This window comes from Ornithinicoccus halotolerans, from assembly GCF_009602535.1.
Lineage (GTDB): Bacteria > Actinomycetota > Actinomycetes > Actinomycetales > Dermatophilaceae > Ornithinicoccus > Ornithinicoccus halotolerans.
Window position 1 is genome coordinate 26,230 of sequence record NZ_WIQI01000001.1, and the last position, 25,493, is coordinate 51,722.

General features: G+C 72.2%; 18 protein-coding genes. 11 read left to right on the plus strand and 7 right to left on the minus strand.

All coding sequences use genetic code 11. The annotated features are described in order from the left end of the window. Window positions 1–155: 155 nt before the first annotated feature. From GFJ45_RS00155 to GFJ45_RS00170, 4 genes are read right to left on the minus strand one after another with little or no spacing between them, the layout of a single operon-like run. Window positions 156–1,001 carry an ABC transporter ATP-binding protein gene (locus tag GFJ45_RS00155; protein WP_228386246.1) on the minus strand — a complete coding sequence of 282 codons (846 nt, stop codon included), beginning with the start codon at window positions 999–1,001 and terminating at the stop codon, window positions 156–158. A gap of 5 nt (window positions 1,002–1,006) precedes the next feature. Next, window positions 1,007–2,047: a FecCD family ABC transporter permease gene (locus GFJ45_RS00160; protein ID WP_153392560.1), complete on the minus strand. Its 1,041-nt coding sequence runs from the start codon at window positions 2,045–2,047 to the stop codon at window positions 1,007–1,009. Next, window positions 2,044–3,096 (minus strand): FecCD family ABC transporter permease, encoded by a 1,053-nt coding sequence (locus GFJ45_RS00165; protein ID WP_153392563.1) that lies wholly within the window; start codon window positions 3,094–3,096, stop codon window positions 2,044–2,046. The genes GFJ45_RS00160 and GFJ45_RS00165 overlap by 4 nt, the downstream gene beginning before the upstream one ends. Next, window positions 3,093–4,124 carry an ABC transporter substrate-binding protein gene (locus GFJ45_RS00170; RefSeq protein WP_153392566.1) on the minus strand — a complete coding sequence of 344 codons (1,032 nt, stop codon included), beginning with the start codon at window positions 4,122–4,124 and terminating at the stop codon, window positions 3,093–3,095. Before GFJ45_RS00170 ends, GFJ45_RS00165 begins: the two co-directional genes overlap by 4 nt. 280 nt (window positions 4,125–4,404) lie before the next feature. Between GFJ45_RS00170 and dnaE the strand changes: the two genes are divergently transcribed. The 3 genes from dnaE to GFJ45_RS00185 all read left to right on the plus strand — a co-directional run bounded on the left by dnaE (window position 4,405) and on the right by GFJ45_RS00185 (window position 12,178). Next, window positions 4,405–7,956, plus strand: a complete 3,552-nt coding sequence (gene dnaE, locus GFJ45_RS00175) for a DNA polymerase III subunit alpha (protein WP_153392569.1) — start codon at window positions 4,405–4,407, stop codon at window positions 7,954–7,956. 913 nt (window positions 7,957–8,869) lie between these two features. After that, window positions 8,870–9,835, plus strand: coding sequence for a DUF808 domain-containing protein (locus GFJ45_RS00180; protein ID WP_153392572.1), 966 nt, complete (start codon window positions 8,870–8,872; stop codon window positions 9,833–9,835). Between the two features lie 201 nt (window positions 9,836–10,036). Continuing rightward, window positions 10,037–12,178: a S9 family peptidase gene (locus GFJ45_RS00185; protein ID WP_153392575.1), complete on the plus strand. Its 2,142-nt coding sequence runs from the start codon at window positions 10,037–10,039 to the stop codon at window positions 12,176–12,178. Between the two features lie 4 nt (window positions 12,179–12,182). Here GFJ45_RS00185 and GFJ45_RS00190 read toward each other — a convergent pair whose 3' ends face one another. Together GFJ45_RS00190 and GFJ45_RS00195 are read right to left on the minus strand one after the other, a co-directional pair. Beyond that, entirely contained in the window at window positions 12,183–12,899 is a 717-nt protein-coding gene (locus GFJ45_RS00190) for a TetR family transcriptional regulator (protein WP_194288427.1), read from the minus strand. 35 nt (window positions 12,900–12,934) lie between these two features. Further along, entirely contained in the window at window positions 12,935–13,696 is a 762-nt protein-coding gene (locus tag GFJ45_RS00195; RefSeq protein WP_153392581.1) for a hypothetical protein, read from the minus strand. Window positions 13,697–13,763: 67 nt separating this feature from the next. On the opposite strand from GFJ45_RS00195, the gene GFJ45_RS00200 reads away from it, so the two are divergent. The 4 genes from GFJ45_RS00200 to GFJ45_RS00215 all read left to right on the plus strand — a co-directional run bounded on the left by GFJ45_RS00200 (window position 13,764) and on the right by GFJ45_RS00215 (window position 18,441). After that, on the plus strand, window positions 13,764–14,180 hold the full coding sequence (locus tag GFJ45_RS00200; protein ID WP_153392584.1) for an HIT family protein: 417 nt from the start codon (window positions 13,764–13,766) through the stop codon (window positions 14,178–14,180). A gap of 12 nt (window positions 14,181–14,192) precedes the next feature. After that, window positions 14,193–16,214 carry an ABC1 kinase family protein gene (locus GFJ45_RS00205; protein WP_228386248.1) on the plus strand — a complete coding sequence of 674 codons (2,022 nt, stop codon included), beginning with the start codon at window positions 14,193–14,195 and terminating at the stop codon, window positions 16,212–16,214. A 1-nt stretch (window position 16,215) separates the two neighbouring features. Continuing rightward, window positions 16,216–17,193 (plus strand): NAD(P)-dependent oxidoreductase, encoded by a 978-nt coding sequence (locus tag GFJ45_RS00210; protein ID WP_228386250.1) that lies wholly within the window; start codon window positions 16,216–16,218, stop codon window positions 17,191–17,193. 108 nt (window positions 17,194–17,301) lie between these two features. Beyond that, entirely contained in the window at window positions 17,302–18,441 is a 1,140-nt protein-coding gene (locus GFJ45_RS00215; protein ID WP_153392587.1) for a baeRF3 domain-containing protein, read from the plus strand. On the opposite strand, the gene GFJ45_RS16890 is transcribed toward GFJ45_RS00215, so the two are convergent. Beyond that, a complete protein-coding gene (locus GFJ45_RS16890) occupies window positions 18,435–19,154 on the minus strand; it encodes a potassium channel family protein (protein ID WP_153392590.1) in 720 nt (239 codons plus the stop codon). The genes GFJ45_RS00215 and GFJ45_RS16890 overlap by 7 nt on opposite strands. Before the next feature lie 251 nt (window positions 19,155–19,405). Here GFJ45_RS16890 and GFJ45_RS00225 point away from each other — a divergent pair, with 251 nt between their 5' ends. From GFJ45_RS00225 to GFJ45_RS00240, 4 genes are all read left to right on the plus strand, one after another. Then, entirely contained in the window at window positions 19,406–22,234 is a 2,829-nt protein-coding gene (locus tag GFJ45_RS00225; protein WP_153392594.1) for an alpha-L-rhamnosidase, read from the plus strand. A gap of 63 nt (window positions 22,235–22,297) precedes the next feature. Beyond that, entirely contained in the window at window positions 22,298–23,641 is a 1,344-nt protein-coding gene (locus GFJ45_RS00230) for an ABC transporter substrate-binding protein (RefSeq protein WP_153392597.1), read from the plus strand. 138 nt (window positions 23,642–23,779) lie between these two features. After that, window positions 23,780–24,628, plus strand: coding sequence for a carbohydrate ABC transporter permease (locus GFJ45_RS00235; protein ID WP_153392600.1), 849 nt, complete (start codon window positions 23,780–23,782; stop codon window positions 24,626–24,628). After that, entirely contained in the window at window positions 24,628–25,464 is an 837-nt protein-coding gene (locus tag GFJ45_RS00240) for a carbohydrate ABC transporter permease (RefSeq protein WP_153392603.1), read from the plus strand. Before GFJ45_RS00235 ends, GFJ45_RS00240 begins: the two co-directional genes overlap by 1 nt. Window positions 25,465–25,493 lie beyond the last annotated feature (29 nt).

Sequence of the window (25,493 nt, forward strand, 5' to 3'; positions counted from 1 at the left end):
GAGGGACTAGCCGCTCGGACGAAACTCATCGGCCCGGTGCAGCCGGCCTCGCCACGGCACTGGTCGTCAGAGACGTGAGAGGCGTGCCGGATCTGGGCGAAGCGTGGCCGGGACCGCTGGCGGTGGCCCTGACGGACCGACGGACCACCGGCCGCTCAGGTCGGGATGATCAGCGGCGTGCCGGTCACCGGGTCGGGCACCGTCATGCAGCGCACCCCGAAGACCTCCTCCACCAGCTCCGGCGTCACGATCTCCCGCGGGGCCCCCTGCGCGACGACCTCGCCCTCGCACATCGCCACCAGGTGGTCGGCGTAGCGGCACGCCTCGTCGAGGTCGTGCAGCACCATCGCGACGGTCACCTGCCGTTCCTCGTTGAGCCGGCGCAGCAGCCGCAGCACCTCGATGCGGTGCGCCAGGTCCAGGTAGGTGGTCGGCTCGTCCAGCAGCAGCACCGGGGTCTGCTGAGCCAGCACCATCGCGATCCAGGCCCGCTGCCGCTGCCCGCCGGAGAGCTCGTCGACCAGCCGGTCGGCCATCTCGTCGGTGCCGGTGGCGGCCAGCGCCACCGCGACCGCCTCCTCGTCCCGGTCCGTCCACCGGCTGAACGCTCCCCGGTGCGGGAACCGGCCGCGCTGCACCAGGTCCCGCACCGTCAGCTGCTCGGGCACGACGTTGGTCTGCGGCAGCAGGCCGAGGGCGCGGGCCACCTGCCGGGTGGGCATCCGGTGCACCGGCTCGCCGTCCAGCAGCACCGCCCCGTCGCTGGGGGAGAGCACCCGACCCACGGCCCGCAGCAGGGTGGACTTGCCGCAGCCGTTCGGGCCCACGATGGCGGTGACGGCGCCGTCGGGCAGTGCCAGGTCGACGTCCTGCAGCACCGGCCGGTCGCCGTAGCCGACGCTCAACCGGTGCGCGAGCACCCGGCCGCCGCCGGTCGTGGGCGCCACCCCCTCGGCCGGTTCCGCGGGCGCCGTGGCGCTGCTGGTCAGGTCGGTGCGCATGCTCGTCATCGTCGTCCCATCCGGTGGAGGAGCCAGAGCAGGTAAGGGGCGCCGAGCGCGGCGGTCACCACGCCGGCGGGCAGGGCGGTCGGCGCCAGCAGCCGCTGGCCGATCAGGTCGGCGGCCAGCACCAGCAGCGCCCCCACGAGGGCGGCGGTCGCCAGCGTGGCCGGGGAGGTGGGGCCGACCAGCCGCCGGGCGATGTGCGGGGCACCGAGCGCCACGAAGCCGATCGGGCCGGCGACCGCGACCGCCACCCCGGCCAGCAGCGCGGAGGCCACCAGCAGCGCGGTCCGGGTCCGGGTCACCGGCACGCCCACGCCGACCGCCAGCTCGTCCCCGAGCTCGAGGGCACCCAGCCGCCGCAGCAGCCAGAACGCCAGCGGCACCGTCACCGCCGCGCCCACCAGCACGGCAGTCACGTGGACCCAGGTGCGGGCGTGCAGGCTGCCGGCCAGCCAGACCTCGGCCGCGCCCAGCCGGTCGACCGGGATCCGCGCGATCACCAGGGTGACGCCGGCGTTGGTGATCGCGTGCAGGCCGATACCCACGAGCACCAGCCGGGCACCGCCGCTCCCGGTGTGGTGGGCCAGCCGGTGCAGCACCGCGGTCGCCAGCAGCGCGCCGGCGCCGGCCGCGACCGGCAGCAGCACCGGCGCGGTCCCCGCGCCGATGGCGACGACCGTGGCCAGGCTGGCGCCGCCGGTGACGCCGACGATGTCGGGGGAGGCCAGCGGGTTGCGCATCAGCCCCTGCAGCAGCAGCCCGGAGGCCCCCAGGCAGCCGCCGACCGCCACGGCGACCAGGATCCGCGGCAGCCGCAGCTCGCGCACCACGAACACGTCTCCGCCCTCGCCCACCCCCAGCGCGGCGGTCAGCGCCCGCCACAACGGGATCTGGCTGGACCCCATCGTCAGTGCCAGCACCATGCCGGCCAGCACCGCCAGCGCGAGCGCCGCCGGCAGCAGCAGCCGCCGGGCCGGCAGCAGCGGGCGCCGGGCGGTCTCCTCCGCCGGGGAGGGCAGGGTGGGGGTGGTGATGCTCACAGCCCCACCTTCTTCCGGCTGGCGATGCGCACCAGCACAGGGGCGCCGATGAGTGCGGTGAGCACCCCGGCCTGCACCTCGGTGGGCGGGGCGACGACCCGGCCGACGACGTCGGCGGTCAGCAGCACCACCGGCCCCAGCAGCGCGGAGGCCAGCAGCACGTCCCGGTGCCGGCTGCCCACCAGGAACCGCGCCAGGTGCGGCACGATCAGCCCCAGGAACGCGATCGGCCCCGCCAGCGCCACCGCGATCGCCGACAGCCCGACGGCGACCGCGCCGGCCAGCAGCCGGACCCGGCCGGGGCGCTGCCCCAAGCCGACGGCGGTCTCGTCGCCGAGGGAGAGCGCGTCCAGCGGACGGGCCAGCAGCACGGCGGCCACCAGCCCGACCAGCAGCAGCGGTAGCAACGGGGGGAGCGCGGCGGCGTCGCGCCCGGCCAGTGACCCGGCGAGCCAGTGGCGTACCTCATCGGAGTGGGTCTCGTTCAGCGACAGGATCGCCCGGGTCCAGGACGAGAGCAGCAGCGAGATGACCGCCCCCGACAGCGCCAGCCGCACCGGCGACATCCCGTCGCGCCCGCTGCCGGCCAGCGCCAGCGCCAGCCCGGCGGCCCCCGCCCCGCCCAGGAACGCGGCCCACACCGCGTAGCTGCTCGGCATGCCCAGCACCGCGACCCCCAGCACGACGGCGAAGCCGCCGCCGGAGGTGATGCCGAGCAGGGTGGGGGAGGCCAGCGGGTTGCGGGTGGCGCCCTGCAGCAGCACGCCGGCCACCGCCAGGCAGCTACCGGCCACCACGCCGGACAGCGTCCGGGGCAGCCGCAGGTCCTGCACGATCAGGTGGGAGTCCAGCTCCCGTGCGCCACCGAGCGCGGCGACCACCTCCCCCAGCGGGAGCGGGACCGAGCCGATGGCGATGCTGGCGGCGAGCGCCGCGACCAGCAGCACGGCGAGCACGACCGGTGTCACCACCGTGCGCAGCGCCCCGGCCCCTGCCGACGGCGCCCGCTCGGGAGCCGTCCGCGTCGGGGGCGGGGCGGTGGTCGTCACCGGCCGCCGTCACCCAGGAAGTGGTCCTCCAGGTCACCGAGCATCTCGTTGGCCGCGAGGATGCCGCCGCCCAGGTTCCAGTGCGCCTCGTCGACCTCGACGACGTTGCCCTTCTGCACCGCGTCCAGCCCCTGCCACAGGTCGGTGCTGGTCCAGCGGTCCATCTGCTCGTCGACGGTCTGGTTGCCCTGCTGGGCGTAGTGCTCGGAGGAGACCATGACGAAGATGACGTCGCCGTCCATCTCGGGGATGCGCTCCTCGCTGATCTCGATCAGCTGCTCGGAGCTCTCCCAGTCCTCGACCTGCTGCGGCTCCGGCCGGCCCAGGCCGGCGTCGCGGACCACCGAGCCCGGGAACCCGGTCAGGTAGATGCGCACCTGGTCGGGCATGAAACGCACGATCGACACCTCGGTGTCGGTCTGGTTGGCGTCGGCGAGCTTGTCGCTGAGGGCCGCGGCGCGCTCCTCGTACGCCGAGAGCACCCGCTCGCCCTCCTCCGGGCGGCACAGCGCCTCCGCCCACAGCGAGACGTTGTCCTTCCAGGCGACACCGATCGTCTCGGAGAACACGGTGGGCGCGATCTCGGAGAGCTGGGAGTAGAACGCCTCGTGGCGCAGCTTGGAGCCCAGGATCAGGTCCGGCTGCAGCGCCGCGATGCGCTCCAGGTCCGGCTCCAGCTCGGTGCCGAGCACCTCCGCCTGCTCGACCTCGTCGGGCAGGTACGGGTACCAGTCGTCGGTCCACGGCTCGACCACGCCGGCGGGGGTCACGCCCATGGCCAGCACGGAGTCGGTCTGGCCCTGGCCCAGGGTGACCACCGTCTGCGGGGTGCACGGCACCTCGGTGCTGCCCATGGCGTGCTCCACGGTGACCGACTCGGTGGACTCGCCGCCCGCGTCCCCCTCGCTCGACCCGTCGGCGGAGTCGGTGGCGCTCCCGCCGCACGCCGCCAGGGTGAGAGCCAGCACCGCTCCCAGGGCGGGCGCGAACAGGCTCGGCGCAGTCGGTCGCAGGCGGGAGAGGTTCATGCACGCTCCGTCGTCGTCGGGGCCGGCCGGTCGCGGCTGGCGCAAGGGCTCGCGGCACCAAGGTAAGGCAATCCTCACCGAATTTGAAACCGAGTGCAGGGCGTAATTCCCGAGTCAGCACCTCGAGCCGGTGGTCGCCAAGGCGGCGAGGCGTGACGCTCCCGTCGACCCTCTGCAACACAGCAGGCGACACGCCGGTGAGCCGCTGGCCTGCGCTCGCGCGGCCGGCTCCCGATGGTCGGCTGCGACGTCAGTGCGGCGGCTTAGGATCGGTGGCGAGATGAGCACCCCCACCCCGCCCCCCGAGAAGAACTTCGTCCACCTGCACAACCACACCGAGTACTCGATGCTCGACGGTGCAGCCCGGATCGAGGACATGTTCGCCACGGCCGCGCAGATGGGGATGCCAGCCATCGCCACGACCGACCACGGCTTCATCTTCGGTGCGCACGAGTTCTGGTCCACCGCCCGCAAGTACGACGTCAAGCCGATCATCGGCCTGGAGGCCTACGTCACGCCGGGCACCCACCGGACCGACAAGACCCGGGTGAAGTTCGGCGACGGCGGCCGCGACGACGTCTCCGGCGGCGGCGCCTACACCCACATGACGATGCTGGCCCGTAACAACAACGGGATGCACAACCTCTTCCGAATGGCGTCCCTGGCCTCCATGGAGGGGTACTACTTCAAGCCCCGCATGGACCGCGAGCTGCTGCAGACCTACGGCGAGGGCATCATCGCCACTACCGGCTGCCCCTCGGGGGAGATCCAGACCCGGCTGCGGCTGGGGCAGTACCAGGAGGCCCGCGAGGCGGCGGCGGAGTTCCGCGACATCTTCGGCGCGGAGAACTACTACTGCGAGCTGATGGACCACGGCAACGAGATCGAGCGCCGCACCCGCGCCGACCTCCTCAAGCTCGCCAAGGACCTCGGGCTGCCGCTGCTGGCCACCAACGACCTGCACTACACCAACCGCGAGGACGCCCAGGCGCACTCCGCCCTGCTGTGCGTGCAGTCCGCCTCGACCCTGCAGGACCCGAACCGCTTCAAGTTCGACGGGGACGGCTACTACCTGAAGTCGGCGCAGGAGATGCGCGAGCTGTTCCGGGAGCTCCCCGAGGCGTGCGACAACACGCTGCTGGTCGCGGAGCGCTGCGAGGTCTCCTTCACCGAGGGTGAGGGCCGCTACATGCCGCGCTTCCCGGTCCCGCAGGGCGAGGATGAGACCAGCTGGTTCATCAAGGAGGTCGAGCGCGGGCTGCACCGTCGCTACCCCGAGGGGGTGCCCGAGTACGCCCGCTCGCAGGCCGAGTACGAGCAGGAAGTCATCATCGGCAAGGGCTACGCGTCCTACTTCCTGGTCGTCGCCGACTTCATCAACTGGGCCAAGGACAACGGCATCAAGGTCGGCCCGGGGCGTGGCTCCGGTGCGGGGTCGATGTGCGCCTACGCGATGGGGATCACCGACCTGGACCCCATCCCGCACGGGCTGATCTTCGAGCGGTTCCTCAACCCGGAGCGCAAGTCGATGCCCGACTTCGACGTCGACTTCGACGACCGGCGCCGCTCGGAGGTCATCCGCTACGTCTCCGACAAGTACGGTGACGACCGGGTCGCGATGATCGTCACCTACGGCACCCTGAAGGCGAAGGCGGCGCTGAAGGACTCCGCGCGGGTGATGGGCCACCCGTTCTCGATGGGGGAGCGGCTCACCAAGGCGATGCCTCCGGCGGTGATGGGCAAGGACATCCCGCTGACGGGGGTTCTCGACCCCGACCACCCCCGCTACCCCGAGGCGGCGGAGTTCCGCGAGCTGCTGCAGACCGACCCGCAGGCCAAGGAGGTCTTCGAGACCGCCCAGGGGCTGGAGGGGCTGAAGCGGCAGTGGGGCGTGCACGCCGCCGGCGTCATCATGTCCAGCGAACCGCTCATCGACATCATCCCGCTGATGAAGCGGGAGGCCGACGGGGCGATCATCACGCAGTTCGACTACCCGACGTGCGAGACGCTCGGGCTGGTCAAGATGGACTTCCTGGGGCTGCGCAACCTGACCATCCTGGACGACGCGATCGCCAACGTACGGATGAACCGCGGCCAGGAGGTCGTGCTGGAGGAGCTGTCCAAGGACCTCACCGACAGCAAGACCTACGAGCTGCTCTCCAGCGGCGACACCCTCGGCGTCTTCCAGCTGGACGGCGGCGGCATGCGCCAGCTGCTCCGGCTGATGCAGCCGGACAACTTCGAGGACATCTCCGCGGCGCTCGCGCTGTACCGGCCCGGCCCGATGGGTGCCAACGCCCACACCAACTTCGCGCTACGCAAGAACGGCAAGCAGCCGGTCGACTACATCCATCCCGAGCTCGCGGAGGCGCTCACGCCGATCCTGGGCACCACGCACGGCCTGATCATCTACCAGGAACAGGTGATGGAGATCGCCCAGAAGCTTGCCGGCTACACGCTCGGCAACGCTGACCTGCTCCGGCGGGCGATGGGCAAGAAGAAGAAGGAGGTGCTGGACGCCGAGTTCGTCAACTTCGAGCAGGGGATGCTCAACAACGGCTACTCCAAGCAGGCCATCGACAAGCTGTGGAGCATCCTGCTGCCGTTCTCGGACTACGCGTTCAACAAGGCCCACACCGCCGCCTACGGGCTGGTCGCGTACTGGACCGCCTACTTCAAGGCGCACTACCCGGCCGAGTACATGGCCGCGCTGCTCACCAGCGTCCGCGACGACAAGGACAAGACCGCCCTCTACCTCAACGAGTGCCGGCGGATGCGGATCTCGGTGCTGCCGCCGGACGTCAACGAGTCGGTCGCCAACTTCGCCGCCGTGGGGGAGGACATCCGCTTCGGGCTGGCCGCGGTCCGCAACGTGGGGCGCAACGTCGTCGAGGCGGTCTGTCAGGCCCGGGAGGAGAAGGGTGCCTTCACCTCCTTCGAGGACTTCCTGCGCAAGTGCCCCGCGGTGGTCTGCAACAAGCGCACCGTGGAGTCGCTGGTCAAGGCTGGCGCCTTCGACTCCCTCGGCCACACCCGGCAGGGTCTGGCCACCGTGCACGAGCGCTACGTCGACGCGCTCGCGGACGAGAAGAAGCACGAGGCCATCGGGCAGGACAGCCTGTTCGGCGGGCTGCCCACCGGCGAGGATGAGGGCGTGCAGCTGGTCGCGCTGCCGCCGATCCCTGAGCTGGAGTGGGAGAAGCAGATCCTGCTGGCGTTCGAGCGCGAGATGCTCGGGCTCTACGTCTCGGACCACCCGCTCAACGGCATCGAGCACATTCTCTCCCAGCACGCGGACAGCTCGATCGCCTCGCTGGTCAACGAGGAGGGCCGCAGCGACGGGGAGTACGTCACCATCGCCGGGCTGATCACGAGCCTGCAGCACAAGCGCACCAAGAACGGTGACGCCTACGCCCGCGCCACCGTCGAGGACATGGACGGCTCCATCGAGTGCGTGTTCTTCCCGAAGACGTACATGACGGTCTCGACGATGCTGGCCCCCGACACCGTCTGCGTGGTCAAGGGGCGGCTGAAGAAGAGCGAGGACGTCACCGAGATCCTGGCCCAGGACCTCACCCTGCCCGAGATCAAGGAGGGCCCGCGCGGCCCCGTCGTCGTCTCGCTGCCGCTGGTGCGAGTCACCGACGGGCTGGCCTCCCAGCTCCGGAGCGTGCTGGCCACCCACCCCGGTGCCACCGAGGTGCACATGAAGCTCACCCAGCCGGGCCGCTCGGTGCTGATGCGGCTGGACGACTCGCTGCGGGTGACCGCCTCCCCGGAGCTGTTCGGGGACCTCAAGGCGCTGCTGGGGCCGGCCGCGGTCAGCAACTGAGCTGTCACCCGGCTCCGGAGCGGCCGGGCGCAGGCTCGAGCGGCACCTCCCAGCCGCGAACCCGGTGGACGCGCGCCGTCTTCGGGTACCCTCGAGTGCCGAGGGCGGGCCGATCTCGAACAGGTCGACCATGAGCAGCAGCGGGTAACAGGGCGCCTGCGGCAGGCGGCGGACCACCTGGCCGGCGCACCCGATCACGGTGCCGTCCGGCCCCCAGACGGCCGTCCAGGTATGCGGCTCGGAGGCGGTCACCGGGACGACCACCTCCGCCATGTCGGTCTCGAGCCGGTCGTCCCGGTGCGCCTTCACCCCGCAGCGAGCCCGGGTTCGCCCGTGCGCCACCGCGTCGGCGTCGATCTCGAACACGCACACCTCACCGCTCTCCCGGTGCGAGCGGTGCTCCGTTCCGACCAGCCAGACCGCCAGCATGCAGCCCTCGTCACCGCTGGCCGAGACCGTCACCTCCACGCGGCCGGCCGACGGTGCCCACAGCAGCCGCGGTGGCGTCTCGGTGCGGACCAGCAGGCCCGCTCGGTGCGGGTGGGTGCCCCGGTCCGACCCCACCGGCCCGGAGAACACCCCGGTCTGCAGGTTGGACACCCGCAACGGGGCGTCCTCGTCCCTCCAGTCGGGCTGGTCGGCGTCGATCCGCAGCCGCAGCCCGCCCTGGCCCAGGTCATAGCGAGCGCGGGACCGCTCCGGTGTGGTCCAGTGCGGCAGGTAGTGGTCCACCCACCGGTCGGCCCGCAGCGCGGCGCCGGTGAAGTCCTCCTCGAGGTCGGGCGGGCGCGACGGGCGCGGCGGCAGCGGCTCGGTCGCGGGCACCATGACGACATCCTGCCGCTCCTCGGCGTGCGGCGGCAGGATGCGCGGCTACTGTTCTCCGCGTGAGCACCTACCAGAGGATCCAGCGGTGAGCGGCGGGCTGGTCGCACTCCTGGACGACGTCGCCGCGCTGGCCCGGCTGGCGGCCGCCTCGGTCGACGACGTCGGCGCGGCCGCGGGCCGCGCCAGCGCCAAGGCCGCCGGTGTCGTCGTCGACGACACCGCGGTCACCCCCCGCTACGTGCACGGCTTCGCCGCCAAGCGCGAGCTGCCGATCATCAAGCGGATCGCGGTCGGCTCGCTGCGCAACAAGCTGCTCGTCATCCTCCCGATGCTCCTCCTGCTCAGCCAGTTCCTGCCGTGGCTGCTCACGCCCATCCTCATGCTCGGCGGGACCTACCTGTGCTTCGAGGGCGCCGAGAAGGTCTACGAGCTGATCACCGGCCACCACAAGGAGGAGACCGCCGAGCCGGCCGCGGCCCGCGGCAAGGAGCACGAGGACGCGATGGTGCGCGGGGCGATCCGCACCGACTTCATCCTCTCGGCCGAGATCATGGTCATCTCACTCAACGAGGTGGCGACCGAGACCTTCGTGTCGCGCGCGATCATCCTCGTCGTGGTGGCGATCGGCATCACCCTGCTCGTCTACGGGGTGGTCGCGCTCATCGTGAAGATGGACGACATCGGCCTGCACCTGGCCGAGAGCTCCACCGGGTTCGCCGGCCGGGTGGGGACCGCCCTGGTGGCGACCATGCCGAAGCTGCTGACTGCGCTCTCGCTGGTCGGGATCGTGGCCATGCTCTGGGTGGGCGGACACATCCTGCTGGTGGGCATCGACGAGCTGGGCTGGCACACCCTCTACGAGCTGGTCCACCACGCCGAGGAGGCGGTCGCCCACGCCCTGCCCGCCGTCGGCGGTGCGATGGCGTGGCTGGTGAACACCGCCGCCTCGGCGGTGCTCGGCCTGCTCATCGGGGCCGTCGTCGTCGCGCTCGTCCACCTGGTCCAGCGGCTGCGCGGCGGCCACGACGAGGACCGGCACGCGACCGCCTGAGCCGGCAGCGGCCGCTACCCGAAGGCGGGTGGGTGTGGGGTTGTTGACGCCGTCGCCACCGCCGTGTGAACGAGGCGGGTGAGTGTGGCGTTGTTGACGCCGTCGCGGCCGCTGCGCGTGACCAAGGCGGGCGAGTGCGGAGTTGTCCACGCCACCGGTCCGGGCGGAGCCGCCCGGGACCTCGCCAGGTACCGTGAGCCGGTGAACGAGCAGAACACCCCGACGCCGCCCGTCGCCGCGCGCCGCGACCACGCGCGCACCCACCACGGCGAGACCGTGACCGACCCCTATGAGTGGCTGCGCGACAAGGAGGCCCCCGAGGTCATCGCCCACCTGGAGGCGGAGAACGCCTACACCGAGGCGATGACCGGCCACCTGGCGCCCCTCGTCGACCGGGTCTTCGGCGAGATCAAGGCGCGGGTGCAGGAGACCGACCTGTCGGTGCCGGTCCGGCACAAGGACTGGTGGTACTACTCGCGCACTGTCGAGGGCCAGCAGTACGCCATCCACGCCCGGGTGCCGGTCGAGGTTAGCCCGCAGCGTCCTCAGCTGGAGGGCGGGGGCGTGCCCGCCGGTGAGGAGGTGCTGCTCGACGGCAACGCCGAGGCGGAGGGTCAGGAGTTCTTCGCCCTGGGCGCCTTCGACGTCAGCCCCGCCGGTGACCGTCTCGCACACGCCGTCGACCTGACCGGCGACGAGCGGTTCGACCTGGTCGTGACCAACCTGACCACCGGCGAGCGGATCGACGAGGCGGTGCGCGGCATCGGCTACGGCACCGCGTGGTCCGCCGACGGCGAGCACCTGTTCTACACCCGTGTCGACGAGGCCTGGCGGCCCTACCAGGTGTGGCGCCACCAGGTCGGCGCGCCGGCCGAGCAGGACGTGCTCCTCTACCAGGAGGACGACGCCCGGTTCGGGGTGGGCGTGGACACCTCCCGCGACGAGTGCTGGGTCGTCATCGGCGCCGGCTCCACCAACACCACCGAGTTCCGGACGCTCCCGGCCGACGACCCCACCGGCGAGTTCCGGGTCGTCGCGCCGCGGGAGGAGGGGCTGGACTACGACATCGAGCCGGCCGGCGACACGCTGTGGGTCGTCCACAACCGCCACCACCGCGACTACGAGCTGGCCCGCGCGCCGCTGACGGCCACCAGTGCCGAGGAGTGGGAGCCGGTGCTGCCCGGCCGCGACGGGGTCCGGATCCAGGGCGTGGACGCCTTCGCCGGTCACCTGGCGGTGTCGCTGCGACGCGACGGGCTCGCCCAGGTGCAGGTGCTGCCGCTGGAGCCCGGTAGCGGCCCGGGCGTCGGCGAGGGCTACGACGTGCCGGTCGAGGAGGAGGTCTACACCGTCCGCACCGGCGCGAACCCGGAGTTCGAGACCGCCACCCTGCAGGTGGTGATCGGCTCGCTGGTCACGCCGCGCACCGTCTACGACATGGACCTGGCGACCGGGGAGAAGACGCTGCTGAAGCAGCAGCCGGTGCTCGGCGGCTACGACCCCCAGGACTACGTGCAGCACCGGCTGTGGGCCACCGCCGGGGACGGCACCCGCATCCCGATCTCGCTGGTCGCGCGCAACGACGTGCGCGCGGACGGGACCGCGCCCGGACTGCTCTACGGCTACGGCTCCTATGAGATGTCGATCGACCCGGCGTTCTCGGTGCCGCGGCTGTCCTACCTCGACCGCGGCGTCGTCTGGGCGGTCGCCCACGTGCGCGGCGGCGGCGAGCTGGGCCGCAGCTGGTACGAGCAGGGCCGGATGGAGCACAAGGCGAACTCCTTCACCGACTTCGTCGCCTGTGCCGAGCACCTGGTCGAGACCGGCTGGGTGGCCCCCGACCGGCTGGCCGCCGAGGGCCGCTCGGCCGGCGGGCTGCTCATGGGCGCGGTCGTCAACCTGGCGCCGGAACGGTTCCGCGTCGTGCACGCCGGGGTGCCGTTCGTGGACGCGCTCACCACGATCCTGGACCCCAACCTGCCGCTGACGGTGGGGGAGTGGGAGGAGTGGGGCAACCCGCTGGAGTCCGAGCAGATCTACCGGCTGATGCGCTCCTACAGTCCCTACGAGAACGTCCGGGCCACCGAGTACCCGGCCATCCTGGCCACCACCGGGCTCAACGACACCCGCGTCTACTACGTGGAGCCGGCCAAGTGGGTGGCCCGGCTGCGCGAGACGGTGAGCAACGACCCGGCCAAGCGCCCGATCCTGCTCAAGACCGAGATGGTGGCCGGCCACGGCGGACGCACCGGCCGTTACGACGCCTGGCGCGAAGCGGCGTTCGAGACCGCGTTCGTGCTCGACCAGCTCGGGGTCGGCAGCGCCTCCGGAGAGCGGCTGTAGCGGCTCAGCCGGCCTTCTCGTCCTCGGCTCGGTCGGCGGGCGCGGCGGCGGGCTTCGGCTCGGCCGCCGCCCCGCCGTCCGCCCCGCTCATCCCGGGCACGTGGGCGGCCTCGGTGAGCAGGCCCCGGGTGTGGACCTGGATGCCGGCGTCGCTGTAGCGCTCCAGCACGTGCGGGGCGAACATGTTGCTCTCGCCGTCGCCGAGCAGCCGGGCGACGTCGGGGGCGATCAGCAGCGCACCGAGCGACCAGGCGGTGACGGTCACCGCGACGCCCTCGACGTCGGGGACCGGGCGCACCGTGCCCGCCTCGATCCCGACCCGGAGCATGTGCTCGGTGCGGGCACACATCTGCTCGAACAGCCGGGAGGCGATCTCGCCGCCGTCGACCATCGTCCGGCGCAGGTAGGCCATCACCTCCACCGTCTCCGGGTGGTCGGCGATGTACTGCGCCGCCGTCTGCAGGTTGTCCGAGGCGAGCATCGACTCCTTCTCGTCGGCGAACTCCATCAGCCGCTCGTCGCAGGCCCGGCGCAGTCCGTCCTTGGAGCCGTAGTGGTGCAGCACCAGGGCGGGGGAGACCTCGGCCGCGGCGGCGATCGCGCGCACGCTCGCGCCGCGGAAGCCGTGCTCGGCGAACTGCTCCAGCCCCGCGCGCAGGATGCGGTCGCGTGCCGGGTCGGGCGTCGCGGCCTCGTTCTCCGCACCGGGGGCTGAACGCATGTTCAGCATTGTAGGCGGAAACCGCGCGGGCGTCGCTACGCGCGGGACGCCTGCCAGGCGCGGTAGCCGACCACCAGGTCCACCAGCCCGATCGCCAGCGCCAGCCAGGCGAAGAACCCGGATCCGCTCAGCACCAGCCACAGCCCCAGCGGCGCCACGACCGCCCCGACCAGCAGGTAGCGGCGTGCTCGCCGGCGCTGCGCCTCCGCCTCCCGCGCCGCAGCCGCGGCCTCCACCCGGCCCGGCCACTCGCCGGTCAGCCCGGCCAGCGGCTCGCGGGGGTCCGGCACCGGGACGGCCGGCGCCGCCAGGTCCTGGTCGGGGGCCAGCTCCGCGCCGGGGACGGGCACGCGCCCGTCGAAGCCGTCCCCGGTCTGGGGGTCGAAGACCGCCCAGCCGGTCTCCTGCGCCACCGCCGCCACGACCTGCCGCGCCAGTGCCGCGAACGTCTGCGGGTCCTCCTGCTGCTCCTCCAGCGGGATCGACAGCGTGGCGGAGGTCTCGTACATGCACAGCACCAGCCCGGTGTCCGGGTCGTGCGCCTCCCCGTAGAAGGACGGCAGCCCGTCGCGCTCGTCGACGCGGGCGGGACTGTCGTCGTCGGCGTCGTCGTCGGTGCCCGCCAGCACCTCGCCGAGCAGGTCCCGCAGCCGGGCGATGACCCGCTCGAACTGCTCGGTGCGCTGTGCCCGCTGCACCGGGTCCAGCCCCTGGCCGTCCCCGGCGCGCGCGGCGGCGACCGCCTCGTCCCAGGGCTGGCCGGGGGAGCGCGGCACCAGCAGCAGGTCGAAGGTCACCCGGCCACCCTGCCCCTCCCGCCTCGGCCGGGCAAGCGCCGGGCGGGCCGTGGCAGAGTGTGGCGGCATGGATCGCTGCCGGTTCTGCCGCATCGTCGCGGGCGACGACGACGGCGAGGTGGTGCTGCGCACCGAGCAGGTCGCCGCCTTCCTGGACCACCGGCCGGTCTTCAAGGGCCACCTGCTGCTGGTGCCGGTGCGGCACGTGGTGACGCTGCCCGAGCTGCCCGACGAGCTGGTCGAGCCGGTGTTCGGTGCCGCGCGGGTGCTCGCGGCCGCGGTCAAGGAGGCCTACGGCGCGCAGGGCAGCTTCGTGGCGATGAACAACACCGTCAGCCAGTCGGTGGCGCACCTGCACGTGCACGTGGTGCCGCGCACCCGCGGTGACGGGCTGCGTGGGTTCTTCTGGCCGCGGACCCGCTACGCCGAGGGGGAGATGAGCCGCTACGCCGAACAGCTGCGCACCGTGCTGAACACCGGCTGACAGGATGACGGCGTGGACCTGGTGATCTTCGCCCTCGCCTCGCTGGTCACCGTGGCGGTCTTCGCCGCCGTGGTGCAGCGGCTGCTCGGCGTCCGGCTCAGCCTGTGGCGGACGATGCTGGCCGCGCTGGTCGCGCTCGGCGTGGGCCGGCCGGTGCTCGAGGCCATGGTCGGCCAGGAGCTGCAGCTGCTGGAGTCCGGCGCCGAGCAGGTGCCGCAGCCGACGTTCCTGGTCTATGCGGGGCTGACCGTCGCCATCAGCAGCGTGCTGGCGATGCTGCTGCTGGTCATCGCCGAGATCCTGGTGCCCAGCGGGACCGTCCCCGGACCGCTCGAGCTCACCCGCGGCTGGCGGCAGCGCTGGGACCGCAGCCGCCGCTACGTGCAGATCCTGCGCATCGCCGGGCGCCACGGGCTGGCGCGGTTCATGCAGGCCGGTGCGGCCAGCAAGGTCGCCGGGCCCGCTGACCGCCGCGCCCTGGCGGTCTCGCTGCGGCAGGCGCTGAGCGAGGCGGGCGTGACCTACGTCAAGCTGGGCCAGCAGCTGTCCACCAGGCGGGAGCTGGTCGGGCCGGAGATCGCCGCCGAGCTGGCGACGCTGCAGGACCGCGCCGCGCCGGTGCCGTGGGAGCTGGTGCGCCGGCAGCTCGAGGAGGACCTGGGGGAGCCGTTGGAGCAGGTGTTCACGGCCGTGGAGCCGGAGCCGCTCGCGGCCGCCTCGATCGCGCAGGTGCACGCCGCCGTCCTGCGCAGCGGCGAGCCGGTCGTGTTGAAGGTCCGCCGTCCCGGGATCGTCCAGACCGTCGAGCGGGACCTGGACATCCTCAACCGGCTGGCCCGGACGCTGGAGCGGCGCACCCGGTGGGCCCGCGCGGTGCGGGCGCGCTCGCTGGCCGAGGGGTTCGGGGCGGCGTTGCAGGAGGAGCTGGACTTCACCATCGAGTGCGAGAACACCCGCACCGTCGCCGCCGACCTGGCCGCATCCGGACGGCCCGCGGTGCGCGAGCTGCTCCGGGTGCCCGAACCGGTGACCGGCAGGTGTACCCCGCGGCTGCTGGTCATGGAGCGGATGGCCGGCACCCCGCTCGGCCAGGCCGGCGCGGTGCTGACCGGGCTCACCCCGGAGCGGCGCACCGAGATGGCCTCGGCGCTGCTGGACGCGGTGCTCGACCAGATCCTGCTCACCGGCGTCTTCCACGTCGACCTGCACCCCGGCAACGTGCTGGTGGACCACGACGGCCGGATGGGGCTGCTGGACATGGGCTCGGTCGGCCGGCTGGACCGCAGCACCCGTGACGGCATCAGCCAGCTGCTGAACGCCCTGGGCCGGGGCGACTCCCGCGCCGCCGCGCACGCCCTCCTCGAGCTCGTCGAGCGCCCCGACGTCGTCGACGAGCGGGAGCTGGAGCGCGCCCTCGGCTCGCTGATCCTGCGGTACACCTCCGCCGGCTCGAGCTCTGGCATCGCGGCGTTCTCGGCGATGTTCCGGCTGGTCACCGCCCACCGGCTGGGCGTCCCTCCGGAGGTAGCGGCGGTGTTCCGCTCGCTGGCCACGCTCGAGGGCACGCTGACCGTCATCGCCCCCGACTACAACCTGGCCCAGCGGGCCCGTGAGGTCGGCCAGGAGCGGCTGCGCGAGCAGGTCGACCCACGCCGGGTCAAGACGGTCATCGAGGATGAGGTGAGCACGCTGGTGCCGCTGATCCGGCGGCTGCCGCGTCGGGTGGACCGACTCGCCGACACCATCGAGCACGGCCGGCTCTCGGTCAACGTCCGGCTGCTGAACGACCCGGGCGAGCGCGAGATCGTCACCGGCCTGCTGCACCAGGTGCTGCTGACCGTCCTCGCCGCCGCGTCCGGACTGATGGCGGCGCTGCTGCTCCGGAGCCAGGGCGGTCCGCTGGTGACCGAGACGGTGAGCCTGCACGACCTGATCGGCTACGGTCTGCTCATCGCCTCCGTCGTCCTCAGCCTCCGGGTGCTCATCCTGGTGCTGCGGCGTGACCCGGAGGCCTCGCACCGGGAGGTGGACTGACGTGACCGACCACACCGCCGCAGCCACAGCGGCACAGCCGGAGGAGCGGCAGCGGCCGCGGGTCGCCTTCCTCGGCCTGGGGCGGATGGGCGCGCCGATGGCCGCCCATGCCCAGCGCGCCGGGCTCGTGGTGACCGGGTTCAACCGGAGCCCCGGCAAGGCGGGTCCGCTGCTGGAGGCCGGTGGCCGCGAGGTGCGCTCGGTGCCCGAGGCGGTCGCCGACGCCGACCTGGTGGCGGTCATGGTCTCCGACGCCCCGGACGTGCGGGCGCTGCTGACGGGGGACGCGGGGGAGGCCGGCGTCCCGGCCGAGATGCTCGGTGACGGTGTGCTCGGCCACGCCCGGTCCGGCGTCGTCGTGGTCGACTTCTCCTCGATCGCCCCGGAGGCGGCCAGGGAGCACCACGCCCTCGGGGCCGAGCGCGGCATCGGGTTCGTGGACGCGCCGGTCTCCGGCGGTGAGCTCGGGGCGCGGGAGGCGCGGCTGTCGGTCATGGCGGGCGGGGAGCCCGAGCACGTGGCCCGGGCCCGGCCGCTGCTGGAGGCAGTGGGGCGAACGGTCATCCCGGTGGGCCCTCCCGGGGCCGGCCAGACCGTCAAGTGCGCCAACCAGCTGGTGGTCGCGGGCCATCTGGGGCTGCTGGCCGAGGCGATCGTCTTCCTGCGCGCCCACGGGGTCGACGAGGACGCTGCCGTGGCGGTGCTCGGCGGCGGGCTGGCCGGCTCGGAGGTGCTCCGGCAGAAGGCCGACCACATGCTGGCCCGGTCGTTCGAGCCGGGCGGCCGGATCGCGCTGCACCACAAGGACCTGGGCAACGCGCTGCGCGCCGCCCGGGACGCGGACGTAGTCACCCCGCTGGGAGCCGTCGCCGCGGACCTGGTGGCCTCCGCGGTGGCCCGCGGCTGGGGCGAGGAGGACCACTCGGTGCTCTACCGGGTGGTCGAGGAGCTGGCCGGGGGCGCCCCCGAGGAACCGTGACCGCAGACCGCGGATCCCGGTCCCGTCCGCGGACCCACCGCGCAGAGCGGGGCGGGAGATCCTAGGCTCGGGGCAGACCACTTCGTCACCGCCGTCGAGGAGGATGCGATGGACGACCTGCTGACCCGGACCGATCTCGAGCAGCTGGCGAGCGACGGCCCGGGACGACACGTCTCGATGTACCTGCCCACACACCGGGCGGGACGGGAGACCGAGGGCGACCGGCTGCGGCTGAAGAGCCTGCTCAACGCCCTCGAGCACACGCTCGTCGAGCAGGGCGTCGGCAACGACGAGGTGCACCACCTGCTGGCTCCCGCCTGGGAGCTGCACGGGGACGGGATGTTCTGGCGGTACAACGCCGAGGGGCTCGCGCTGTTCCTGCGTGAGGGGGAGGCGGTGCGCACGGCGCGGCTGCCCTTCCCCGTGCCCGAGCTGGTCACGGTGGGGGAGCGGTACGTCATCTCGCCGGCGCTGCCGGCGCTGGGCGACGAGCACTTCCTGACGCTGACGCTGAGCCACAAGCGCACCCGGCTGCTGCGCGGCAACCAGGCCGGGCTGGAGCAGCTGGAGGCCCCGAACATGCCGGGCCGGTTCGAGGACGTCTTCGACCAGGACCATCCGCGTTCAGACGCGATCGGGCGTCCCGTCTCCGCCGGCCGGGCCGGTCCCTCGGTCTACTACGGCACCGGTGGGCCGGACGGCACCGAGAAGAAGCAGGAGATGGCCGAGTTCTTCCGGGAGGTCGACAACGGCGCCTTCGAGGTGCTGCGCGCGCGGCACGAGCCGCTGGTGCTGGCGGGCCTGCCGGAGTGGGTCGCGGCCTACCGGGAGGTGAGCCGCTACCCCCACATCGCGCGGCTGGCGCTGGAGCGCAACCCCGACGAGCTGGACGAGCAGGGGCTGCACGAGCTGCTGTGGCCCCTGGTGCGCGAGCGGGTCGCCCGCGACGACGAGCAGCAGGTCGAGCGGCTCCGGGAGCGGCTCGGCACCGGTCGCGGCAGCACCGATCTGCCCGAGGTGCTGCGGGCCGCGCGGGAGGGACGGGTCGACACCCTGCTGGTGGCCCGCGAGGCCTGCTGGTCCGGGCACGGCGAGGGCAACAGCGAGCCGGTCGTGCTGCTGGACGGCAGCGACCCGTGCGAGCAGGTCGAGGAGGCCGTGAGCGGGACGCTCGTCACCAGCGGCCAGGTCCGGGTGATCGACCAGCTCCCGGACGAGGCGCTGGTCGCGGCCGTGCTGCGCTACTGACCTCCGGCGGCACGCTGCCGGGCCAGCTCCTCCCGCAGCGCGGCGACCTCGCGCTGCAGCTGCCGGACATCGGCCCGAGTCGCCTGCTGCTGGTCCTCACCGACGTCACCGACCTTCTCGACCAGCCAGGACGCCAGCGTGGCGGTGACGATGCCGAGCAGCGCGATGCCGCACAGCATCAGCCCGGTCGCGTAGAGCCGCCCCTCACCGGTCACGGGCGCGAGGTCGCCGTAGCCCACCGTGGTGATGGTCACGAAGGCCCACCACAGCGCCTCCGGGAACGAGGTGATGGTGGCCCCGTCGACGTCGCGCTCCACGTTGAGCACGGACAGCGCCGAGATCAGCAGCACCAGGGCAGTGGCGACGGTGACGAACTGGGTGACGTGCCCGCGCAGCCGCGGGCCGGCCTGCCGGTTGACCAGCACCAGCGCGGCGACGAGACGTAGCGGCCGCAGCGCCGGCAGCAGCACCGCCAGCAGGTCCAGCGGTCTGGTGCGCACGAACCGCCATCGGTGCTCGGCGAGCAGGAGCCGGACCGCGTAGTCGGCCGCGAAGATCACCCACACCGCGTCCTGGACCCGCATCAGCCCATGCCGGAACGCCCGGGGCGCCTCCGGCTGGACGATCGGCCACGCGTACGCCACCAGGAACAGGACCGCCAGGGCCATCATCACCGGGCCGGTCCGTCGCTCCCACCGTTCCACTCGCTGCATGGCACCGCATGGTGCCACCGCTGGCGTCACCGCCGGTGAGGCGTCGGTGCGGCACCCTCACGGACGTGGCATGACTGAATTGATTCACCTAGTGGTGACCTGAGCAGCCGGGTAAGCGCTTGCCCACGCTGACATGCGGGATCTGCCTGCTTCGTGTGGATTTCAAGTTCACCGAGGGTCTTGACGCGGCCGCGGCGGCGGGCACACGATATGAAACGATTTTATCGCGTCGACGCAAGGGAGCTCGCACGATGACGGGACCGTCCGGCCACTTGGCCCCCGCCGCTCCGCAGGCCCTTCGGGTCGAGCACCACCCGGCGTCCGGCCTGGTGCTCGGGGTGGAGACGCCGTCGCCCCGGTTGTCGTGGGTGGTACCCGAGGCGCCGGACGGCTACCGGCAGGCCGCCTACCAGGTGGAGGTCGAGCGCGGCGGAGACGCCCGACGCCTCGAGGAGCAGTCGGCCGAGCAGGTGCTGGTGCCGTGGCCGGACGAGCCGCTGGCCTCTCGGGAGGCCGCCACCCTCCGAGTCCGGGTACGCGGCGAGGAGGGGGGCTGGAGCGGCTGGAGCGATCCGGTCACCGTCGAGGCCGGCCTGCTGGCGGCTGAGGACTGGACCGCGCGGTTCATCAGCTCCACCGGCCACGGGGTCGAGGAGGCGGCGCCGGTGCTGGTGACCCAGGTGGAGGTCCCCGAGGGGGTGGTCGCCGCCCGCGCCTACGCCACGGCGCACGGCCTCTACGCCACCCACATCGACGGGCAGCGAGTCGGTGACGAGCAGCTCGCCCCCGGGTGGACCAGCTACGCGAAGCGGCTGCGCTACCGCACCCACGACGTGACCGACCTGCTCACCCCCGGACGCCACGAGGTCGCCGTGCTGCTGGGGGAGGGCTGGTACTGCGGGCGGCTCGGCTTCCATGGCGAGCGCGGCCTCTACGGCGAGCGCCCGGCGCTGCTGCTGCAGCTGGAGCTGTGGCTGGCGGACGGAACCCGCCAGGTTGTGGCCAGCGACGCCAGCTGGCAGGCCCGCTCGAGCAACGTGCTGGCCAACGACCTGTACGACGGCCAGTCGACCGACCTGCGGCTCCCCGCGCTGGGCACCGGCCAGGACGAGCACGTTCCGGTCCGAGTGCTGGACGAGGCCGAGGCGCCGCTGGAGCGCCTGGTGGGCCCGGACGGACCGCCGGTGCGCATCGTCGACACGCTTCCCGCGGTGTCGGTGTCGCCGGCCGGGAAGGACCGCCTCCTGGTCGACTTCGGCCAAAACGTCGTCGGCTGGGTGCGGCTGCGGGTGCGCGGCCGGTCCGCGGGCGAGGAGGTCGTCATCCAGCACGCGGAGGTGCTCGAGCACGGCGAGCTGGGGGTCCGGCCGCTGCGGTCCGCCAAGGCGACCGACAGCTACCTGTGCTCCGGTGCGGCCGAGGAGATCCTGGAGCCCTCGCTCACCTTCCACGGGTTCCGCTACGCCGAGGTCAGGGGTGCCGGTGAGCTCGAGGCCTCCGACCTGGAGGCGGTCGTGCTCAGCAGCGACCTGGTCCGGACCGGGTGGTTCGACAGCTCTCACGCGCTGCTCAACCGGTTCCACGAGAACGTCGTCTGGGGCATGCGGGGCAACTTCCTCGACGTGCCGACGGACTGCCCGCAGCGCGACGAGCGACTGGGGTGGACCGGCGACATCCAGATCTTCGCGCCCACCGCCTCGTTCCTGTTCGACTGCGCGGGGTTCCTCAGCTCGTGGCTGGCGGACCTGGCCCTGGACCAGAAACCGAACGGGGCGGTGCCCTACGTCATCCCCGACATCCTGGCCAACCAGGACCCGACCGGTGCGGCGTGGGGTGACGCCGCCACGGTGGTGCCGTCCGTGCTGCACCAGCGCTTCGGCGACGCAGAGGTGCTGCGTCGCCAGCTGCCGAGCATGCGCGCCTGGGTGGACCGGATCCGGGCGCTGGCCGGCGAGGACCTGATCTGGAGCGGAGGCTTCCAGTTCGGTGACTGGCTCGACCCGACGGCCCCGCCGGACAACCCGTTCGCGGCCAAGGCCGACCCGGACGTGGTCGCGACCGCGCACCTGGTGCGGTCCGCCGAGCTGGTGGCGCGGGCCGCAGCGATCGTCGGCGAGCAGCAGCTGGCCGACGAGTACGGGCAGCTGGCGGCCGATGCCCGCACCGCCTTCCAGGCGGCCTTCGTCACGCCCGCGGGCCGGATCCTCTCCGACGCCCCCACGGTCTACGCGCTCGGGATCGTCTGGGACCTGCTCCCGGACGCCGCGACGCGGACGACGGCCGGTGAGCGACTCGCAGACCTGGTGCGAGGTGCCGGCTACCGCATCGCGACCGGCTTCGTGGGGACACCGCTGATCATGGACGCGTTGACCGACACCGGGCACGTGGAGGTGGCCCACCGGCTGCTGCTGCAGACCGAGTGCCCCTCCTGGCTGTACTCGGTCGCGATGGGTGCGACGACCGTCTGGGAGCGCTGGGACAGCATGCTCCCCGACGGGACGATCAACCCCGGCCAGATGACCTCCTTCAACCACTACGCCCTCGGTGCCATGGCCGACTGGCTCCACCGGAGGGTGGCCGGGCTGGCCCCGGCCGAGCCCGGCTACCGGAGCCTGCTCGTGGACCCGTTGCCGACCGCATGGCTCGAGCACGCGGAGGCGGCGCACGTCACCCCCTACGGGGAGGCCCGGGTCGCGTGGCGGCGGGCGGACGGAAGCCTCCACCTGGAGGTGTCCGTGCCCGTCGGTGCCACCGCCGAGGTGCGTGTCCCCGGCAGCACCCAGCCCGAGGTCGTGGGCCACGGTCGGCACCGGTGGGACGTCCCCGACCCCGTGCCCTCGGTCGATGGCCGTCCGACACCCGTCACTGTCCGGGAGGTGCTTGCAGACCCGCAGCGGTGGCAGGCCCTCACCGAGGTGCTCGTCGACGAGCAGCTCACGCAGACCCCTGGCCAGGCGGCCGAACGGCTCGCCCGGTGGCTGGACCACCCGGCCGACTGCATCCCGGAGGTCATGAACCGCCGTATTGGTGAGGCCAGTCCAGCGGCCCTGCAGCAGCGAGTCCGAGAGGCCATCGCCTGACCCCTGACCACGGCCCCGCCGTCGGGCCAGTCCCACTCCGGGACACACACCCTAGGAGGACCAATGACGCTCCGTCCCACCACCGGCCACCGGCTCCTCGCCGTCGCGGCCCTGACCCCACTCGTCGTCCTCGCCGGGTGCGGCGGCGACTCCGACCCAGAGGGCGCCGGCTCCGGTGAGGAGGTGACCGAGGAGGTCGACGTCAGCTTCCTCGTGAGCAACAGCGAGAGCGAGGTGCAGACCGCCGAGGCCCTGGCCGAGGCGTTCAACGAGGAGCACCCCAACATCACGGTGACGATCGAGACCCGTCCCGGCGGGAGCGAGGGCGACAACATCGTCAAGACCCGGCTCGCCACCGGCGACATGACCGACATCTTCCTGTACAACTCCGGGTCGCTGCTGCAGGCGCTCAACCCGGAGCAGACGTTGACGCCGTTGGGCGACCAGGAGTTCGCCGGCCGCCTGGACGACGCGTTCGTGCAGTCGGCCAGCTCCGGCGACAACCTCTACGGCGTGCCGTGGCGCACCGCCATGGGCGGCGGGATCCTCTACCACATTCCCACCTACGAGGAGCTGGGCCTGGAGATCCCCCTCACCTGGGAGGAGTTCATGGAGAACAACCGGGTGATCGCCGAGGAGACCGACAAGGCGCCGGTCATCCAGACCTACGAGGAGACCTGGACCTCGCAGCTGTTCGTGCTGGCCGACTTCCACAACGTGCTGGCCGAGGAGCCCGACTTCGCCGAGCAGTACACGGCCAACGAGGCCAAGTACGCGACGTCCGACGCCGCCATCCGCGGCTTCGAGCACCTGGAGCAGGTCCACGAGGAGGGTCTTCAGAACGAGGACTTCGCCTCCGCCGGCTACGCGGACGGCGTGCGGATGGTGGCGACCGGTGAGGGCGTCCACTACCCGATGATCACCCAGGCCATCGGGGAGATCACGGCCAACCACCCCGAGCAGGCCAATGACGTCGGCTTCTTCGCCCAGCCCGGTGACGATCCCGACAGCAACGGCCTGACCGTCTGGTCGCCGCACGCGGTCTACCTCCCGCAGTCCACGGAGGGGGCAGACCGCGACGCCGCGCTGATGTTCATGGACTTCGTCGCCAGCCCAGCCGGCTGCGAGGCGCAGACCGAGGCCCTGGGTCAGCCGTCCGGCCCGTTCGCCGTCGAGGGGTGCACCCTCCCCGACGACGTGCCGCAGGCGGTCAAGGACATGCAGATCTACTTCGACGAGGGCCGCACCAGCCCGGCGCTCGAGTTCCTGTCGCCCGTCAAGGGCCCGGCCCTGGAGCAGATCACCGTCGAGGTCGGCTCCGGCATCCGCAGCGCCGAGGACGGCGCGGCGCTCTACGACGAGGACGTCCGCAAGCAGGCACAGCAGCTGGGCCTCGAGGGCTGGTGACCGCTGGTGACCTCGTTGGAGGCCCCTCTCGCCCGTGACGGCACGGGCGGGGCCGCCGGCTCCGGGGAGGGCGCGCCAGGGCGCCCTCCCCGGGGGTGGTGGCGCCGTCGCCGCCGGGACCGGAGCAACTACGCCGCGATGGCGTATCCCGCCTGGTTCTACCTGCCCGCGGCGGTCGTCTACGGGGTGCTGTTCATCGCCCCGACCTTTGCGTCGTTCTACTTCAGCCTCACTCGATGGTCGCTGTTCGACCAGGAGTTCATCGGCTTCGGCAACTTCGTCCAGTTCTTCCAGGAGCCGGCCCTCGTCACCGGGCTGACCAACACCCTGATCTACGGGCCGATCACCTCGGTCGCCAAGGTCGTGCTGGGTCTGCTGCTGGCGCTGCTGCTGACCTCGCAGATCCAGGGCCGGGGCTGGCTGCGCTCGGTCGTGTTCTTCCCGGTTCTGGTCAGCACCATCGGCGTCGGGATCATGTTCCAGGCGTTGATGGACCCCCGTGACGGGGCGATCAACCGGATGCTGGGAGTGGTGGGCATCAACGGGCCAGGCTGGCTGACCAACCCGGACCTGGCGCTGTACTCGGTAGCCCTGGTGGACGTCTGGAAGGGGGTCGGGCTGGCCACGGTGATCTACATCGCCGGACTGGTCTCGATCCCGCGGGAGTACATCGAGGCCGCTGCCGTCGACGGCGCCTCGGCGTGGCAGCGGTTCTGGCACGTCACGGTGCCGTTGGTCAGGCCGGCCACCAACACCGTCATCATCCTGTCCCTCATCGGCGGGCTGCGGACGTTCGACCTCATCTGGGCGATGACCCGAGGCGGTCCGGGGTTCACCTCCGACGTCATCGCCTCCGTCATCTACAAGCAGTACCAGGCGGGGTTCTACGGTCTGTCGACCGCCGGCAACGTCGTGCTCTTCGTCATCGTGTCGGCCATCGTGGTGCCGCTCGCCTGGTGGCTGAACCGTAGGCAGGTGGAGTACTGATGGTCACCGGAAGCCCGATGCGGCGCTACCTGCTGAGCGCGCTGACGCTGGTCGTCTTCACCGCGATCTTCGTGCTGCCCTTCGTGTTCGTGCTGCTGCAGGCGATGAAGACCCGGCAGGAGGCCGCGCTGCTGCAGTTCTCGCTGCCGACCGAGGTCGTGCTCTGGGACAACATCGTCCAGGTGTTCCAGGCGCGGGACTACATGCTGGTGACCGCCTTCATCAACAGCACCATCCTGACGGTGGCCAGCGTCACGCTGATGGTCGTGTTCGCGGCCATGGTGGGCTACGTGCTGCAGCGGCGGCTGACGCGGTGGACCGGCTTCATCAACTTCCTGGTGCTGGCGGGGCTGATCATCCCGCCGGCGGTGGTGCCCACCATCTGGGTGCTGCAGGGACTCGGCCTGTTCCGGACCCTCACCGGCCTGATCTTCATCGAGGTGGCCTTCGGTCTGTCGTTCAGCGTGCTGCTGTTCCGGGCGTTCATGTCGACGATCCCGCGGCAGCTGGACGAGGCGGCGGTCATCGATGGGGCGGGACCGATCCGCACCTTCTTCCAGGTGGTCTTCCCGTTGATGCGATCGGTGGCGGTCACGGTGATCGTGGTGCAGTCGGTGCAGGTCTTCAACGACTTCGTGCACCCGCTGTACTTCCTGCCCGGGGACGAGAACGCCACCGTGCAGCTGACGCTGTACAACTTTCAGTCGCAGTTCGAGGCGCAGTACAACCTGCTGTTCGCCGACATCCTGCTGATCACCATCCCGCCGCTGCTGATGTTCATCTTCTTCAACAAGAAGATCGTCGCGGGCATGACGGCGGGCGCCGTCAAGGGATGAGCCGTGAGGTCCGTGCTGTGGGCCCTCGG